The 15669-nt window shown below is 35.4% G+C and carries 13 protein-coding genes; 6 read left to right on the plus strand and 7 right to left on the minus strand.

What is annotated here, in order from left to right; translation table 11 throughout:
* Positions 1–33: 33 nt before the first annotated feature.
* On the minus strand, positions 34–948 hold the full coding sequence (locus ORI89_RS10540) for a DMT family transporter (RefSeq protein ID WP_268230440.1): 915 nt from the start codon (positions 946–948) through the stop codon (positions 34–36).
* Positions 949–1017: 69 nt separating this feature from the next.
* Here ORI89_RS10540 and ORI89_RS10545 point away from each other — a divergent pair, with 69 nt between their 5' ends.
* The 3 genes from ORI89_RS10545 (at position 1018) to ORI89_RS10555 (ending at position 3868) form a co-directional block, all read left to right on the plus strand.
* Complete coding sequence (locus tag ORI89_RS10545) at positions 1018–1623, plus strand: C40 family peptidase (RefSeq protein ID WP_268230441.1); 606 nt, start codon at positions 1018–1020, stop codon at positions 1621–1623.
* Positions 1624–1714: 91 nt separating this feature from the next.
* The gene (locus tag ORI89_RS10550) at positions 1715–2215 is read left to right on the plus strand and encodes a hypothetical protein (protein WP_268230442.1); all 501 of its coding nucleotides are present in this window, start codon (positions 1715–1717) and stop codon (positions 2213–2215) included.
* 90 nt (positions 2216–2305) lie between these two features.
* Entirely contained in the window at positions 2306–3868 is a 1563-nt protein-coding gene (locus tag ORI89_RS10555; protein WP_268230443.1) for a calcineurin-like phosphoesterase family protein, read from the plus strand.
* A 198-nt stretch (positions 3869–4066) separates the two neighbouring features.
* Here the strand turns inward: ORI89_RS10555 and ORI89_RS10560 are convergent, their stop codons facing one another.
* From ORI89_RS10560 to ORI89_RS10580, 5 genes are all read right to left on the minus strand, one after another.
* A complete protein-coding gene (locus tag ORI89_RS10560) occupies positions 4067–5371 on the minus strand; it encodes a mechanosensitive ion channel family protein (protein WP_268230444.1) in 1305 nt (434 codons plus the stop codon).
* A 98-nt stretch (positions 5372–5469) separates the two neighbouring features.
* On the minus strand, positions 5470–6837 hold the full coding sequence (locus ORI89_RS10565) for a nucleoside permease (RefSeq protein WP_268230445.1): 1368 nt from the start codon (positions 6835–6837) through the stop codon (positions 5470–5472).
* Positions 6838–6940: 103 nt separating this feature from the next.
* Complete coding sequence (locus ORI89_RS10570; RefSeq protein ID WP_268230446.1) at positions 6941–7567, minus strand: bifunctional nuclease family protein; 627 nt, start codon at positions 7565–7567, stop codon at positions 6941–6943.
* Between the two features lie 108 nt (positions 7568–7675).
* On the minus strand, positions 7676–8650 hold the full coding sequence (locus ORI89_RS10575; RefSeq protein ID WP_268230447.1) for an electron transfer flavoprotein subunit alpha/FixB family protein: 975 nt from the start codon (positions 8648–8650) through the stop codon (positions 7676–7678).
* Positions 8651–8674: 24 nt separating this feature from the next.
* Positions 8675–9412: an electron transfer flavoprotein subunit beta/FixA family protein gene (locus ORI89_RS10580; RefSeq protein WP_268230448.1), complete on the minus strand. Its 738-nt coding sequence runs from the start codon at positions 9410–9412 to the stop codon at positions 8675–8677.
* Between the two features lie 490 nt (positions 9413–9902).
* On the opposite strand from ORI89_RS10580, the gene ORI89_RS10585 reads away from it, so the two are divergent.
* Positions 9903–10238 carry a tetratricopeptide repeat protein gene (locus tag ORI89_RS10585; RefSeq protein ID WP_268230449.1) on the plus strand — a complete coding sequence of 112 codons (336 nt, stop codon included), beginning with the start codon at positions 9903–9905 and terminating at the stop codon, positions 10236–10238.
* 152 nt (positions 10239–10390) lie between these two features.
* On the opposite strand, the gene ORI89_RS10590 is transcribed toward ORI89_RS10585, so the two are convergent.
* Positions 10391–11269 (minus strand): AraC family transcriptional regulator, encoded by an 879-nt coding sequence (locus tag ORI89_RS10590; RefSeq protein WP_268230450.1) that lies wholly within the window; start codon positions 11267–11269, stop codon positions 10391–10393.
* A gap of 137 nt (positions 11270–11406) precedes the next feature.
* On the opposite strand from ORI89_RS10590, the gene ORI89_RS10595 reads away from it, so the two are divergent.
* Together ORI89_RS10595 and ORI89_RS10600 are read left to right on the plus strand one after the other, a co-directional pair.
* Positions 11407–14895, plus strand: coding sequence for a PVC-type heme-binding CxxCH protein (locus ORI89_RS10595; protein WP_268230451.1), 3489 nt, complete (start codon positions 11407–11409; stop codon positions 14893–14895).
* A 17-nt stretch (positions 14896–14912) separates the two neighbouring features.
* Positions 14913–15644: a ThuA domain-containing protein gene (locus ORI89_RS10600; protein WP_268230452.1), complete on the plus strand. Its 732-nt coding sequence runs from the start codon at positions 14913–14915 to the stop codon at positions 15642–15644.
* Positions 15645–15669: the final 25 nt, after the last annotated feature.

A 15669-nucleotide genomic window follows, 5' to 3' on the forward strand; every position in this document is an offset into this window, starting at 1 on the left:
TAGTGGGTTTTTAAGTGAAATAATTGTTAAGAATTACTGTGCGCTTGTCGTATCTTTTTTTCTATTGAGATTTAAAATAATCACAACAATGATGATAGCAAGTACACCTATAAACTGAATCTGTGAAACAGGCTCTTTTAATACGAGGTAAGACATGCATACGGCCACTGGGAGCTCTACCGAGCTCAAAATCCCAGCTAAAGAAACACCGGTTTTGGGTATGCCATATGTAAATAATACAGGTGGAAGCACGGTGCCGAAAACAGAGAGTAAGAGGCCGTATTTCCAGAGGGATGATAAAGTGTCTGGCTGAAAGAGTGTTATAGGTTGTAGTAAAATGAAGATAAAGATAAATGCACCAGAAACCATGAAAGCACTTTTTTGTAAAGGCGGGTGATCATTACCAACACGGCCACTTACGAGAAGAAAGATAGAGTAGGCTGTCGCTGCAAAAATACCGTATAAAACTCCCAGTATATTAACGTCTTTTAGGTCTTGTTCAAACATTCCAGTAGCCAATAAAGTGCTCAATAGTATAATAAAGATACAAATACTTTGTTTTTTTGTAGGGCGCTGCTTAAAAAGTAAAAACTCGATGAGTTGTCCTATCCAGATGTATTGCATTAAAAGAACGATAGCTAAAGAAGCAGGAATGAGTTGTACTGATTTATAATATAGAATACTTACAGAGCCAGTAGCAATACCACTTAACAAGATGTGCCATTTAGGTGTGTTGGATTTAAAAGAATGGAAGTAGCTTTTATTGAATAGGTAAATAGTAGTTAAAATAAACCATAGTATCAACATCCCGAATAAAGCTTGTATACCAGTTATTTCACCTAGAGAAAAACCTTCAGCATAAGCTTTTTTTACAAATGTGGAAAGTATCCCAAAACTTGCAGCCCCTAAAAAGACTGCAATAATTCCTTTTATTTTATCTTTATTCATCACGGAGGCGAAGGTACATAATATTAGAATTGTTTTGATTAAAGTCGGTCCGTTGTTTATATTTGTTTTATGGTAACTAGAAATATACGTGTATCTTATATTTTTTACATTGCAGTTTTAAGTGCCCTGCTACTTTCTTCCTGTGCAACAAAAAGAAAGGTTCTAGTGAATCCCGCATCTAATAAAGGGAGGCCTTTAGAAAAAAAAACAGTATTGACTGATGCTAGCGATGCTAGAGATATTGTTTTAACAGGTGCTAAGTATGACGATTACGCAAGGTTGTTGGGGGTTGCAACGAAAGAACTTAATAATAAATCACTTTATAATTTTATTGATAGTTGGATGGGGAGTCCTCACCGCCTGGGAGGAAGTCATAAAAGTGGTATAGATTGTTCGCGCTTTGTGGGAATATTATATGAGAGTGTGTATGGTAAAGATCTGCCGCGCACTTCTCGAGATATGGGTGACCGTGTAAAACGGAAGTATGAAAAGGGGTTGAAGGAAGGAGACCTTGTTTTTTTCTCTTTTGGAGGAAAAAATATAGATCATGTTGGGGTGTATCTTCAGAATAATAAGTTTGTACATGTTTCAACGAAGCGAGGTGTTATAATTTCCAATTTGCGCGACTCATGGTATTATAAATACTTTGTAAGAGCTGGAACACCTACAATCTAACAATTAGATTACATAAATCTTGTAAATGTAAACTATTAGCAGATATTAGTTCATGCATATTGTGTATTTTTGCACAATATTTTAAAAGGTCATGACAAAAAGAACGAAAACTATATTTTTAGGATTGTGTGTTATTGGATCATTCCTAATTTATTGTGTGTTTTATTACGCCAATATGGTGAAAAATGCGCCTTTCCGTTTTAGTGATTTCGAATCTATAACTTTGCAATATGGCATGCGTGATTCGATGTTAAATTCATATAATTCTTTGACAAATGACTACCAATACTTAACAAATGAGGGGGAAGTCGTTCAGAAGAAGTTAAAACTATCTAAAGATGATCTTTTGTATTTGCACCGTAAAGCAATGGAAATGGGATTTTGGAACGTTGAAGATGATATGACGACAATCCGTAAAGATTCTTTGGACGGGTTGGATATCCCGAGGTATATATTAGAGTATACTTATAAAGACAAGGGAAAACGAGTTGTTTTTGATACCGATTACCCTGGTAATCAAAAAATGAAAGATGCAGTTGCTACAACCATCGAAGAGGTTATTAGTATGCTAAATGTTGTGAACGCACGTTAATTACCTCTAGTATATATTTAATTTAATAGTTTGTTAATATAGCTTTTATTTTGGAAGACTATCTTTGATGGTATATCAAAATAAAAGTTTATGAAGAAGTTTGTAGGACTGCTTTTTGCAAGTGTCCTCTTTAATGTTGTTCTTTCTCAGGAGGTTGTTAGCGGTTTTATATATCTGGATGAAAATCAAAACGGACAGAGAGATCGAAAAGAAAAAGGTTTAAGCGATGTCCAGGTAAGTAATGGTATTGATGTTGTAAAAACTGATCAATCTGGACGTTATGAGTTACCCGTACAGGATGATAATATTATTTTTGTAATTAAACCCGCAGGCTATGCCTTCCCTCTTGATGAAACTAATCATCCACAGTTTTATCACATCCATAAACCCAAAGGTTCACCTAATTTGAAATTTTCAGGTGTTGCGCCAACAGGCAAATTACCTAAGTCTTTGGATTTTCCATTGTATAAAATTGAAGAATCAGACACATTCTCAGCTTTTGTTTTTGGCGATCCTCAGGCCTATAATTTAGACGAGCTCGGTTATTTCACACGAGGTATCGTTAATGAGGCTAAACAAAGAAAAGAGCCAGTGTTTGGAATAAGTTTAGGTGATCTTGTTGGTGATGATTTATCTTTACACCCCCATTATAAAAAGGTGATCGGTGAGATGGGAGTTCCTTGGTACAATGTAATAGGTAATCATGATCTTAACTTTGATGTTACTAGTGATTCTTTAGCAGATGAATCTTTTGAACGAGTTTTCGGACCGGCTAACTACTCTTTTAATGTAGGAAATGCACACTTTATTATTTTAGATAACATAATCTATCCACATCCAACAACCGGGAAAGGATATCAAGGAGGATTTCGGGAAGATCAGCTTGTTTTTATAGAGAATAATTTAAAGCACGTTGACAAAAATAAATTGATAGTTTTAGCATTTCACATTCCACTTAATCCCGATAATGGCTCTTCATTCCGTCTAGACGACAGGAAAAGGTTGTTTGAGTTATTAAAAGATTTTCCAAATACGCTTTCTATGTCGGCACATACGCATTATCAACAGCAAATTTTTTATAATAACAGACATGATTGGCATGGGAGCAAACCTCATCATGAGTATAATGTAGGAACGACATCGGGCGATTGGTATTCAGGGAAGTTAAATGAAGTCGGTGTGCCTGTTTCCACAATGAGGGATGGAACACCAAGAGGTTATGCTTTATTAAAAGTACAGGGAAATACATATAGTTTTGACTATAAAGTAGCAGGAGAAGATGATAGCTATGGAATACATGTTTTTGGGCCAGCTGTGATTTCATCAAAAAATAGTAGAAGATATTCTCTTTATGCAAATTTTTTTATAGGTGCTGAGAACGATGCTGTGCGTTATCGAATTAATAATAGTGAATGGAAGGATATGGAGCGTGTTGAAATAGCTGATCCGCAGTATACTAAAGACGTATTGGAGTTTGACGGCGCCTCTGCTTTTATTGCAGGTAAACGTCCGTCTGATCCTGTTAAATCTACTCATTTATGGAAGCTTAAACTACCTAAGTTAGAGCAAGGAAAGCAACATATTTCTATTCAAGCGGTTGATATGTTCGGACGAACACATACTACGGTTAAGGTTATTGACGTAGTCAAATAATGGCGACTTAAGGGATATACAAGAAACTATTTTATATTTAATATCAGCTTAACCCACAGCTAATAACTAATAGCCACTTTTGTGGTAGAGTAATTTTGTTCGTAGTGTTAGATTAATGCAGGTCTGTTGTGAAACATGCCTATCAATTTTGTTTATCAAAGTAAGCAAAGAAAAAAGGTCGCCGTATGGCGACTTTTTTTATTTTTTATCATTCATGATGTTTCTTAAATCATCAGAAGCTGGTAGTTCAAACACTTCGAGGTGAAAGTGCTTAATAGCAGCAAATAGATGATCAAAAATATTGGCCATTGCATTTTCGAAAAAGCCCCATTCTGTACTTTTGGTAAACATATAGAGTTCTAGTGGAAGACCATGCTCGGTCGGATCAAGTTGTCTAACCATTAACAAGCGATCTTGATGTATATCCGGATTATTCTGTGTGTAGCATGTAATATATGCTCTAAAGAGGCCTACATTGGTCATACGGCGCCCGTTGACCAATATTGAAGCATCAACTTGGCTCTCTGCATTAAATTTGTCAATTTCTGCTTGTCTTTTTTCGATAATAGGACGAAGAAGTTGTATTTTCTTTAATTCATTAATCTCCGATGTAGTGAGGTAGCGAATGGAAGATATTTTTATATTTATGGAGCGTTTGATTCGTCGTCCTCCAAATTGTTGCATGCCCCGGTAGTTTTTAAAAGAATCTGTCAGAAGTGTATGCGTAGGGATAGTAACAATTGTTTTATCAAAATTTTGAACTTTAACATTATTCAAATTAATCTGTAATACTGTACCATCAGCACCATATTTCGTCATTTCAATCCAGTCGCCTACTCGAACAGAATCATTGGCAGAAACCTGAATACTGGCTACAAAACCTAATATGGTGTCTTTAAACACGAGCATGAGTATGGCGGACGCCGCACCTAAGGAAACCAAAAAACTCCATGGAGATGTTCCTGTAAAAATGGTGAAAATAATCATACTACATATAAAAATGAGTACTATTTGGACAACCTGTAGATAGCTGTCAAGAGGTTTGTCTGCAAAGCTGTTTTTGGTAGATAAGATATCTCGCACAGTCTTTAATAAACTGTTTATTAAACGGTAAACAGAGATTAAAATTAAAATTGCTAGCGTTTTTGTAATAAAGGAAACTAGAACAGGAAACCCTAAAAATACTATTGGTAAAAACTGTTGTGCAAGTATTAACGGAATGATGTGGCTTAGGTGAGTAAAAATGTTGTTTTTTATTAAAAAATCATCGTATTGATTCTCACTTTTCTTAATCAGATTGATGAATAAGGATTTGAGCACTTTCTGAACGATATAGTCTATAAGTACTAGAATAATGATCGTTGCGCATAGTAGGATAATAGTATTTGTTATATGAGCAGAGGGCTCGCTAAGACCTACATTTTCAATTTTTTTTAAGGACCATTCGTAAATTAAGTGATTTCTGGCTGAGTCTAATGTAATAAAGTCTGATTGTTCTATCATATTGCAAATATAAGCAAAAGAAGAATGTCCCTAAAAGAGGTGTTTAGATTGCTTTGTATTTGGTCGGTTTTTTTGCAGTAAATAACTTATAACTCGTATTAAACATTGAGCTTATTTTGATTGTGTTTGTGTTTAAAAAGTAGAGCGAATAGCATAGCGAGTATAAAGGTGTATATGGCAAATGAAAGCCATATATGATGCCAATCTTTTAATAAAACAACTTTGCTTAACAAACCATTTTCTAAAACCGCAACCTGTCTTTCTTGAAGGAAAGTTCTTAGAATTGGATTCGTAACTTCTGTTTGTAAATAGTTTGCTAAATCTTCAATGACAGTAAAGTTGAGTGTGAAATACTTATCGATAGCCCAGCCTGAGATCAGACTACCAAAAATAGCACCGAAACCATTAGTCATCATCATAAAAAGCCCTTGTGCAGAGGATCTGGTCTCTGCATTAGTTGATGTCTCTACAAACAATGAACCAGAAATATTAAAGAAGTCAAAAGCCATACCATACATAATCCCTGATAAGACAATCATCCAAAGTCCTCCTATTGGATCGCTATAAGCTAATAGACCAAAGCGTAAAACCCATGCAAACATAGATATTAGCATTACATTTTTTATACCAAATCTTTTTAGAAAGAAAGGAATAGCCAATATAAACAGTGTTTCTGAAATTTGAGAAATCGACATGAAAATAGTAGAATGCTTAATTACAGCCGATCCACTATATTTTGGAAAAAATCGAAATTCATCTAGGAAAACATCTCCATAGGCATTTGTCAATTGTAAGGCTGCTCCTAAAAACATGGAAAAAATGAAAAATAAAGCCATTTTGTAACTTCCAAACAGTTTAAAAGCTTCAAGACCGAATGTATGGGCGAATGACTTCTTTTCTGGTTTTATATTCTTAGGAGGGCACTTGGGAAGTACAAAAGAAAACAAACTTAGACCTAGTGCTCCTATGCCTGCAATATAAAACTGAGAGGCGCTAGCTTTATTGCCGCTTAAGTTTACCAACCACATTGCAGCAATAAAGCCGATAGTTCCCCAAACACGGATTGGAGGGAAGGCCTTGACTAAATCGTATTGTCCCGTAGTGAGTGCATTGTAAGAAATGGCATTAGAAAGAGCTAAAGTCGGCATATAAAAGCACATGGCAAGAAGCATTACATAGAAAAACTCTTTCGGATCGTTGATTTGCGGGATGTAGAAAAGTGTCCCTGCATATAATAGATGCAATAGCCCGTATAATTTCTCTGCGTTTACCCATCGGTCGGCTATAATGCCCATCACCGTGGGCATAAATAAAGAAGCAATCCCCATTGTCGCAAAAATGGCCCCGAATTGAGTGCCATCCCATTGTTTTGTCCCAAACCAGTAAATTCCAATAGTAATTAACCAAGCTCCCCAGACAAAGAACTGGAAAAAGCTCATAACTGTTAGTCTTAACTTGATGGACATGCTGTGGATCTTATGTTTATATACATTTAGCTGCTTTTTCTATGATTATTTATGGGAATTCGTTTTATTAATAATCAGTTTTCTTATTGAAGCGCACAGTGTTCTATGATTTTCTACGTTCTATTTCGTCTCTTATTTTTGCGGCACTTTCATATTGCTCGGCCTGAATGGCTTTATTGAGGTTCTCTTCTAGCTGCTTATCGGATAAATTGGAATAGGGAGAACTTTTTACTTTGTCTTTTTTTTGTTTAGGTTCTTTGCTAAGCGTATTCTCTTTCTTTTGTACATTTTCGATGTTTTCTAGGAAAGCAAAATCGTTGCTTTCTATAATAATACCTGCGGCATCCATAATAAAATCGTAGGTATAGATCGGTGCCCCAAAACGAACAGCTAAAGCAACGGCGTCGGAGGTTCTTGAATCTAATTCTACATCTTTATCGCCAGTATTCCATGCTGTTTTTGCAAAAAAAATGCCATCAATGAGATTGTAAATAAGAACTTCCTCCATCTTAATTTCAAATTCGTCGGCGAATGTTTTAAAAAGATCGTGTGTTAGCGGACGACTAGGTTGCATTTTCTCGATTTCAACAGCGATAGCTTGAGCTTCGAAACCGCCAATTATAATAGGGAGTCTGCGATTTCCGCCTACTTCACCAAGCACCAAAGCATATGCACCCGATTGTGTCTGACTATACGATAACCCAACTATATCCAATTTTATTTTCTTCATTCTTAAAGCCTTACAATACTGCAAATATGTAAATATTCGAGACAAAATAAAAATGGCTGAACATAATTTATTGATGTTCAGCCATTTGAATTATCCCCTTATTGTTGTTTAGTTACTTTTATAACGTTTAAGTGCCTCAATTAACTGAGGAACTATTTCGAAAGCATCTCCTACAATGCCATAATCGGCTACTTTGAAAAAAGGAGCTTCCGGATCTTTATTGATAACTACTATTGTTTTTGAGGAACTTACGCCTGCTAAGTGTTGGATGGCTCCCGAAATTCCGATAGCAATGTATAGGTTAGGACTAACCGCTAAACCTGTTTGTCCCACGTGCTCTTCATGTGGACGCCAACCTGCATCTGAGACTGGCTTTGAACATGCGGTTGCTGCACCTAAAACATCGGCTAACTCCTCAACTAATCCCCAATGCTCTGGACCTTTCATACCTCTACCGGCTGATACAACTATGTCGGCTTCAGGTAAGGACACCTTATCTGTTGCTCTAACAATTTCCTTAATAATGGTTGAGAAATCACTTTGCTCTATTTTGGGTGTATAGTTCTCAATTTGTATATCACTAGGTGATTCACTCGGTTCATAAGCATTTGGAGCTAAGGAAATGACTTTTAATGGAGAAAGTAAATCGATAGTAGCAATAGCTTTACTTGAAAATACAGTCTTTTTAATTTTCCAAGTCTCTCCTTCTATAATGGGTAAAGAAGTGGCAGCATCTGCTAGTCCTGCGTTTAACTTTGTTGCTACTCTTGGAGCTAAACCTTTTCCACTGAAAGAGTTGGATAAGATAATTGTTGATGCGCCGGTGCTTTTAGCTATATCTGCGATAATGGATGCATATGCTTGATTAACAAAGTTTTTTAGTTGTTCTTGCTGAACATTGATGATTTTTGAAGCGCCATATTTGCCAGCTTTTTCCAATTCAGTGTTCTCAACATTCCCTATACTAAGAGCATAGACTTCTTGCTGCAAGGTGTCAGCAATCGCTTTTGCATATGAAAGAGCTTCAAAGCCTGATTTTTTGAAGTTTCCTTCTACGTTTTCAATATATACTAAGATTGACATAAAATTCGTGTTTACTTTAAGGTTTTAAATAACTTTTGCTTCCGTGTGTAAGAGCTCAACCAATTTGTTGATATTATCTTTGTCAATAAGTGTAACTGCCCCTCTCGGTGTCGGAGTTTCATAGTTGCTGATTGTAGATAATGCAGGTACATCAACGGCGGGTAATACAGTCAAGGGTTTTGACCGTGCTCCCATAATGCCACGCATATTTGGTATTTTTACTTCTGCAACACCTTCTGCAGTACCTATCACAACGGGAAGATTTACAGTCAATACTTCCTTACCACCTTCTATTTCTCGGTCAATAGTAGCTTCGTTACCATTTATTTCAATTCTTTTAGCAATAGAAACGGAAGGGATCTGTAAAAGTTCAGCGATATAAGCTTGTACTTGTGCTCCGTTATAATCAATTGATTCTCTTCCTGTAAGAATAAGGTCGAAGTTTTCAGTTTTAGCATAAGTAGCTATTTGATTGGCTACAAACCAAGCATCTCTTGGTGGAGCATCTATACGTACAGCTTGATCAGCACCTACCGCTAAAGCTTTTCTTATAGTTGGTTCGGATGCGACGTCACCTACGTGAATAACTGTTACATTAGCCTTTCCCCCATCTGCTAGTTCGACAGCTTTGGAAAGAGCGAGTTCGTCATAAGGATTAATAATATACTGTATACCATTACTGTTAAAGGCAGTATTATTATCTGTGAAAGTTATTTTTGAAGTCGTGTCCGGCACGTTACTGATGCATACTAGTATTTTCATATGTGTATAATTTATTTCTTAAGCAAACTCATGAATATTTTACATTTTAAATATGAACCCACAAGTTCTTTTTTTCTTGAGCTTTAAAGCTCGGTTTAATTTTAATGGTTCGCTACTATAACGTCTTGTACACAAACCTATGCTTTTTATTATATAAAAACAATATGCTTTATGGAATATTCAGGCTTCCATAAATCATTCCTATTTTACATTAAGTTTAAAAAAAACTGTTTTTTATAATGTATATATGCGTTTATTTTATTGTTTACTTGTTTTTATTTGAATTTATTTAATTTTTTAACCATTGGTGTAACGTCAATGATTTGTCATATTATTATGCTGGCATAGTATTTTATTTGTAGCTATAACTAATAATCTATAAAATTCACCTCGTAATTTTTCTAGGGATAAATAAAGGAAAGTGCGTATTGGTTTTCGTATTTTTGCGTATACTTTACAAGGAATAATTTTTTACATAATTAAATATATAATGACTGCACGATTGAGCGAACTTTTAAATTTTTTAAGTGAAAGCCCAAATGATCCATTTTTAAAGTATGCCATTACCATGGAGTATCAAAAAATGGGAGAGGATGAGAAGGTTAGAGAGGGATTTGAGGAACTCGTTAAGTTACATGCTGATTATGTAGGAACTTATTATCATTACGCTAAATTTCTAGATATGAAGGGGCAGCGTGAAGAGGCGTTAGCTATGTATCAAAAAGGAATGGATGTAGCTCAACGGGTCAAAAATAGACATGCATATGGTGAATTGCTAGCAGCTTATAACCTTGCTGTTGGTATAGATGATGAAGATTGGGACTAAAAGTATCATTTTGAAGTATTAAACCTTATCTTGTTAATATATAATTGATTTATAAACGATTCCTCGTTAGGAGGGTGTGAATATAGTGGGGGTACATTTTCCTGCATTGAATTAATGTGAAAGAATAGGTTGCGGTATATATAGTTAGGTTCTTATATTGTTAAAAATTCTGATCTGTATTCCCGTGGGGTTTTTCCTTTGTTTTTTTTAAATAATTTATTGAAGTTATTTACAGAAGGAAAACCACTTTCAAAACTAACTCTTTCAATAGTAATAGTTTCTTTCTTTAGAAGTCTACAAGCATAGTCAATCCTTATTTCGGTTAGAAAGTCGGAGTACGATTTATTGGTTCTTGATTTAAAATATCGGCTAAAAGAAGTGTTTGTCATATGAGCAAGTTCTGCAACATCTCCTATGTGTATTTTTTTATTGAAATTTTTCATCGTGTATTCAAAAATTGTATTTAGTCTAGAAGCTTCGCACTCTGTGCTAAAAACTGCAGTGCTTGCCTCTTTAATAAACGATATTTCTTTTGATGTGGATATAAGGTGCAATATTTTGAGGAGACACAAAATACCGTCAAACTCCTTGTGGTTGAGAAGTTCAAGCATCAGTTTCTGTACTTTCTTTTTAGTTTCACCTTTTATTTCAACTCCTTTAACGGAACTTGATAGAAGATTTTTTATTTTCTTGAATTCTGTTTTTGTATTTAAATTCCCTCCGAAAATATCTGCAGAAAAATAAATCACTATTACCTTAGTATTTAACTGACTGTTTTTATTGAAATATATACTGTTACTTTTCCATACATGAGGGATATTTGCTCCTAATAATGTCACTTCATCTTCCTCAAAAGATTTAACATTATTACCTATAAACCTTTTTCCTTCGCCTTGTACAACATAAGATATTTGATAATCTGGATGTTGATGGAAGGTAGGGTCGAAGTAGGCTTCTACAATTTCTTTAATGATAAAAGACTTATCATTAGGAAGTAAAGATTTTGGTATAATTTTCTTTTTTAGCATCATAATGTCTCTATTGGAATGTGAATATATGTAAAAATGATATAAAACATCTTTTTTCAGATAAAATAATGAGGCTTTAATATTTTATTTGCAATTACCTTTGTTATGTTGTTATGATATTTAATGTAAACCTATCATTTATGAAAACAAGTTTATTGTTCATTTTATTTGCTATAACTTTTATTTTTTCATGTGGTGTAAGTACACCACGAAGAGCCGAAGTACTCTTTTATGGGGCGGGTGCCGAAGGAGTATCTACATATGCCACGTGGTTAGGGGTAGAACTTTTTAAAACAGGAATAAACCTAACTTACACAGAAGAAATTCACGAATTGACTGACGAATACCTTGGAAAGTTTGATGCTGTAATTCTTTTTGCCAATAATGATGAAATGCCTACCGAAAATGACAAGGCGTTGCATAATTTTTTAAAATCAGGAAAAGGTCTGCTTGCATTTAATAGTACAGCAAATTCATTTAAAAATTCGACTTGGTTACATGAATTATCTTCTCAGGGATACAGCGTTATTGAAAATAGTGCATCTGAAATTATATTGAATGAGCAAGATGTTCTGATGATCGACGATATTAATGATTTTGTAGTGTCCAATGAATCTTATGAATTGGAGAACATTCCAAATGGGGTTCAAATTATTGCAGCAAATAAAGTTAATGATCAACCTTATATGTGGATTAAGGAAGAAGGCAAGGGACGATTTTTCTATTCAGTACTTGGTGCAAAACAAGAAGTATGGAAAGATGCGTCTTTTTTAAAGCTTATTCATAAGGCAGCCTGGTGGGCTATTGGTGATTCGGTTAAAGAATTGGTAAGTAAACTAAAAGTGCCAGATGTCGGTATTTATGGAGATACAATTTCTGATTTTACAGCTAGGTATGATGTCCCTAAAATGCAGGAGGCATTAAGTGCGGAGGAGTCTATGAAGCTAATCCAAAATCCTGTTGATTTCGAATTGAAACTATTTGCATCCGAACCCGATATCGTTAATCCAATTGCTATGAGCTGGGATGAAAAAGGACGGCTATGGGTTGTAGAAACCGTGGATTATCCAAATAGCTTTAAAGAGATGAGTGGGCAAGCAAATGACAGAATTAAAATTTGCGAAGATACGGATGGAGATGGCGTAGCAGATAAGTTTACAGTGTTTGCAGAGGGGTTAAACATTGCGACTAGTATGACCTTTGTAAATGATGGAGTTCTTGTAGCCATGGCTCCTTATTTCATCTTTATGAAAGATACGGATGGTGATGATGTTGCCGATGTTAGAGATACGATTATGATGGGATGGAATAAGAATGATACACATGCCGGTCCTTCCAATCTCCAATATGGTTTCGATAATAAAATTTATGGCGTAACAGGGTATGCAGGCTTTGATGGAGAAATTAATGGAAAACGGGAGCAGTTTTCTCAAGGACTTTATCGTTTTAATACAGACGGTTCTGATTTTGAATTTCTAGCGACGACAAATAACAACACTTGGGGGCTGGGAATTAGTGAAGATAATAATATTTTTATTTCGACAGCTAATAACACACACAGTGCTTTTTATTCTATGCCAGAGCGTTTCTTTCAACGTAGGCTTAAGCAAAATAAAGAGGGAATGTCCGTAAATGCTGTCCAGAAGATAGATGGTCATTATGAGGTTCATGCACTTACTCCTAATTTGAGACAGGTAGATGTAGTAGGAGGGTTTACATCAGCTGCAGGACATCAAATGTATACTGCTCGAGATTATCCGAAATCTTATTGGAACAGGTCTGCTTTCATCACAGAACCAACTGTAAGATTGGTGCATAATGCTATTATTGAGCCTGATGGTGCTGGGTTTAAGGAAAAAGATGGATGGAATCTTTTATCAAGTTCTGATGAATGGTTTGGACCGGTACATGCAGAAGTAGGGCCAGATGGGGCTGTTTGGGTTTTAGATTGGTATAACTTCATTATACAGCATAATGTCTTTGTGCCTGCTCAAGCACCTTCAGAAAAAGTACTTCCTTTTACAGAACAGCCACACGGGCCAGGAAATGCTTTCGAAAGTGACTTGAGAGATAAAAAGCATGGCAGAGTATATAGGGTTGTATATAAAAAAGGGAAACATGATGAAAAATATAAACTTTCTAAATCGGACCCAAGTGGATTGGTTAAAGCCCTGAAAAGTAAAAATAAATTTTGGAGGACACATGCACAAAGACTGCTTGTTGAAAGTAAGACTAATAAGGTGACTAATGAACTGATGTCATTAGTAAAAGATAATTCGGTAGATGAAATCGGACTAAATACAACGGCCATTCATGCAATATGGACCTTGGATGGATTAGGTTTGGTTAAATCAAATAAAGATGTTAAATCAGTAGTTATAAAGGCACTTAAACATCCATCAGCAGGAGTAAGAAAAGCAGCTGTCCAGGTTTTGAAAGTAGAGGATGATTTGCAAGAATTGATGGCATCGGGGATTTTTAAAGATGATAATTTAAATACAAGGTTGGCAGCATTTGTGAATCTAGCTGAAGCAAAAGCTTCCGATAAACTTGAGCAATTGTTTGGAGATCTCTATAGAGACGAGCTAAATCAAACGGATAGGTGGTTGTCTGCAGCACTTTTCGCAGCTAGCCAAACGCATCAAAATACAATCGAAAAATTAGCTAAGGACGAACAACAAAACGAGTATTCTACCCATGTATTACAAAGCTTGCGTGATGAGAAATATCGATTAGGTCGACGTGCTCGATTACAGTTTTCTCCCGATATATCCGCTAAAAATATTCTAATAGAGACCAAAGTCGAAAGAAAAGATAATAATAAATATAATGGACTTCTCGTTGGTCAGGGAACGTCGAAAGATGGCTATGCTGTGTTTTTTAGAGATAATAAATTGTTTTGGGAAGTTTATCAATCCGGTACTATCCACTCCATTTCGAGCGTGTCAGGTATTAGTAATTCTTTTCAGCTGCGTGCCGTGTTGGATAGTAAAAAAGGAATGGAACTTTATGTAAATGGCACTTTGGTAGCTCATAAGAATGATGTGAAATTATTTGCAGAGCCCTTAGCACTATATTTAAGGTCAGGTGCTGATATAGACGGTAAAACAGCTTTAACTTCTTATGAGGGAGGGTCTGAATTTACAGGAAATATAGATGGAGTTGATCTCAGCTTGAGTGTAGCATCAACAAAAGATTCTGCTAATGATCAGTCAAATTTAGAAAGCGAATTGATAGATGGCAATCGTTCTGCAGGAGAAACAATAGTGGTAAAAGCAGTTAAGGATATCATGCAATATGATAAAAAAGAAATCAGTGTTAAAGCAGGAGCTAATGTGACTTTAATTTTTGAAAACCCTGATGGTATGCCACATAATTTATTGATCATCAGGCCGGGAACTTTAGAAATAGTAGGAAAGGCGGCAGATGACATGTTGCGTAGTCCGGATGCTGCAGAGAAACAATATGTTCCAAATGTTAAAGAGGTGCTTTACCATACATCTTTAGTGAATTCTGGAGAAAGTGCGGTTATCAAGTTCTCTCTAAATGAGCCCGGTGACTACCCGTTTGTATGCACTTTCCCAGGACATTGGAGAGGCATGCATGGAGTAATTAAAGTGGTTAAATAATTTAATGTTTAAATTTTATGAAAGACTGGATTTATAATTATCGATTTGTATTGATGTTCTTATTACTTTTTGGCTCGACTTTTAAAGGTTATGCTGTTAATAATAAGAATAGCAAGCCTAAAAAAGTGTTAATGGTAGGCGGAGGCTCGTCTCATGATTTTGAACGTTGGTATAAAGGCGAAGATCTGCAATTAATTAATTCTATGCAGGGTATTTCAGCGTTTTATACAGATAATACAGATTCGATCAAATTTTATTTGAAAGATATAGACTTACTCATTCTCACGAATAACCAACCTATCAGTAAGGAATCGCAGCAGGCTATTGAAAAATATGTTGCTAAGGGAGGACCTCTTATTTTAATGCATGCCGCTTTATGGTATAACTGGAATGATTGGCCGAAGTATAATACTGAATTGGTAGGCGGAGGAAGTACAAGTCATGAAACTTTTCAACTATTTAAAAATTTAGTTGTCAATCCTGTACATCCTATAACAGCCGGCGTTGCTTCTCAATTTGATTTTAAGGATGAATTATACCGTCATGTACCAGAACCAAACTCTTTAGGCTTGGATGTACTTGTGATTGGAGAATCTTTAGAGACAGGTAAGGTGTACCCCGTAGTTTTTACGGTAAACCATAGTAAGTCAAAAATCGTAGGTATTACTCTAGGTCATGATGAACACAGTCATTTAAGTCCTGATTATAAGAAAATAGTGAGAAATTCTGTTGAGTGGATTTTTAAATAAATTAAAGTTTAAATATATAAGTTAC

Source organism: Sphingobacterium sp. UT-1RO-CII-1, from assembly GCF_026711005.1.
Classification (GTDB): domain Bacteria; phylum Bacteroidota; class Bacteroidia; order Sphingobacteriales; family Sphingobacteriaceae; genus Sphingobacterium.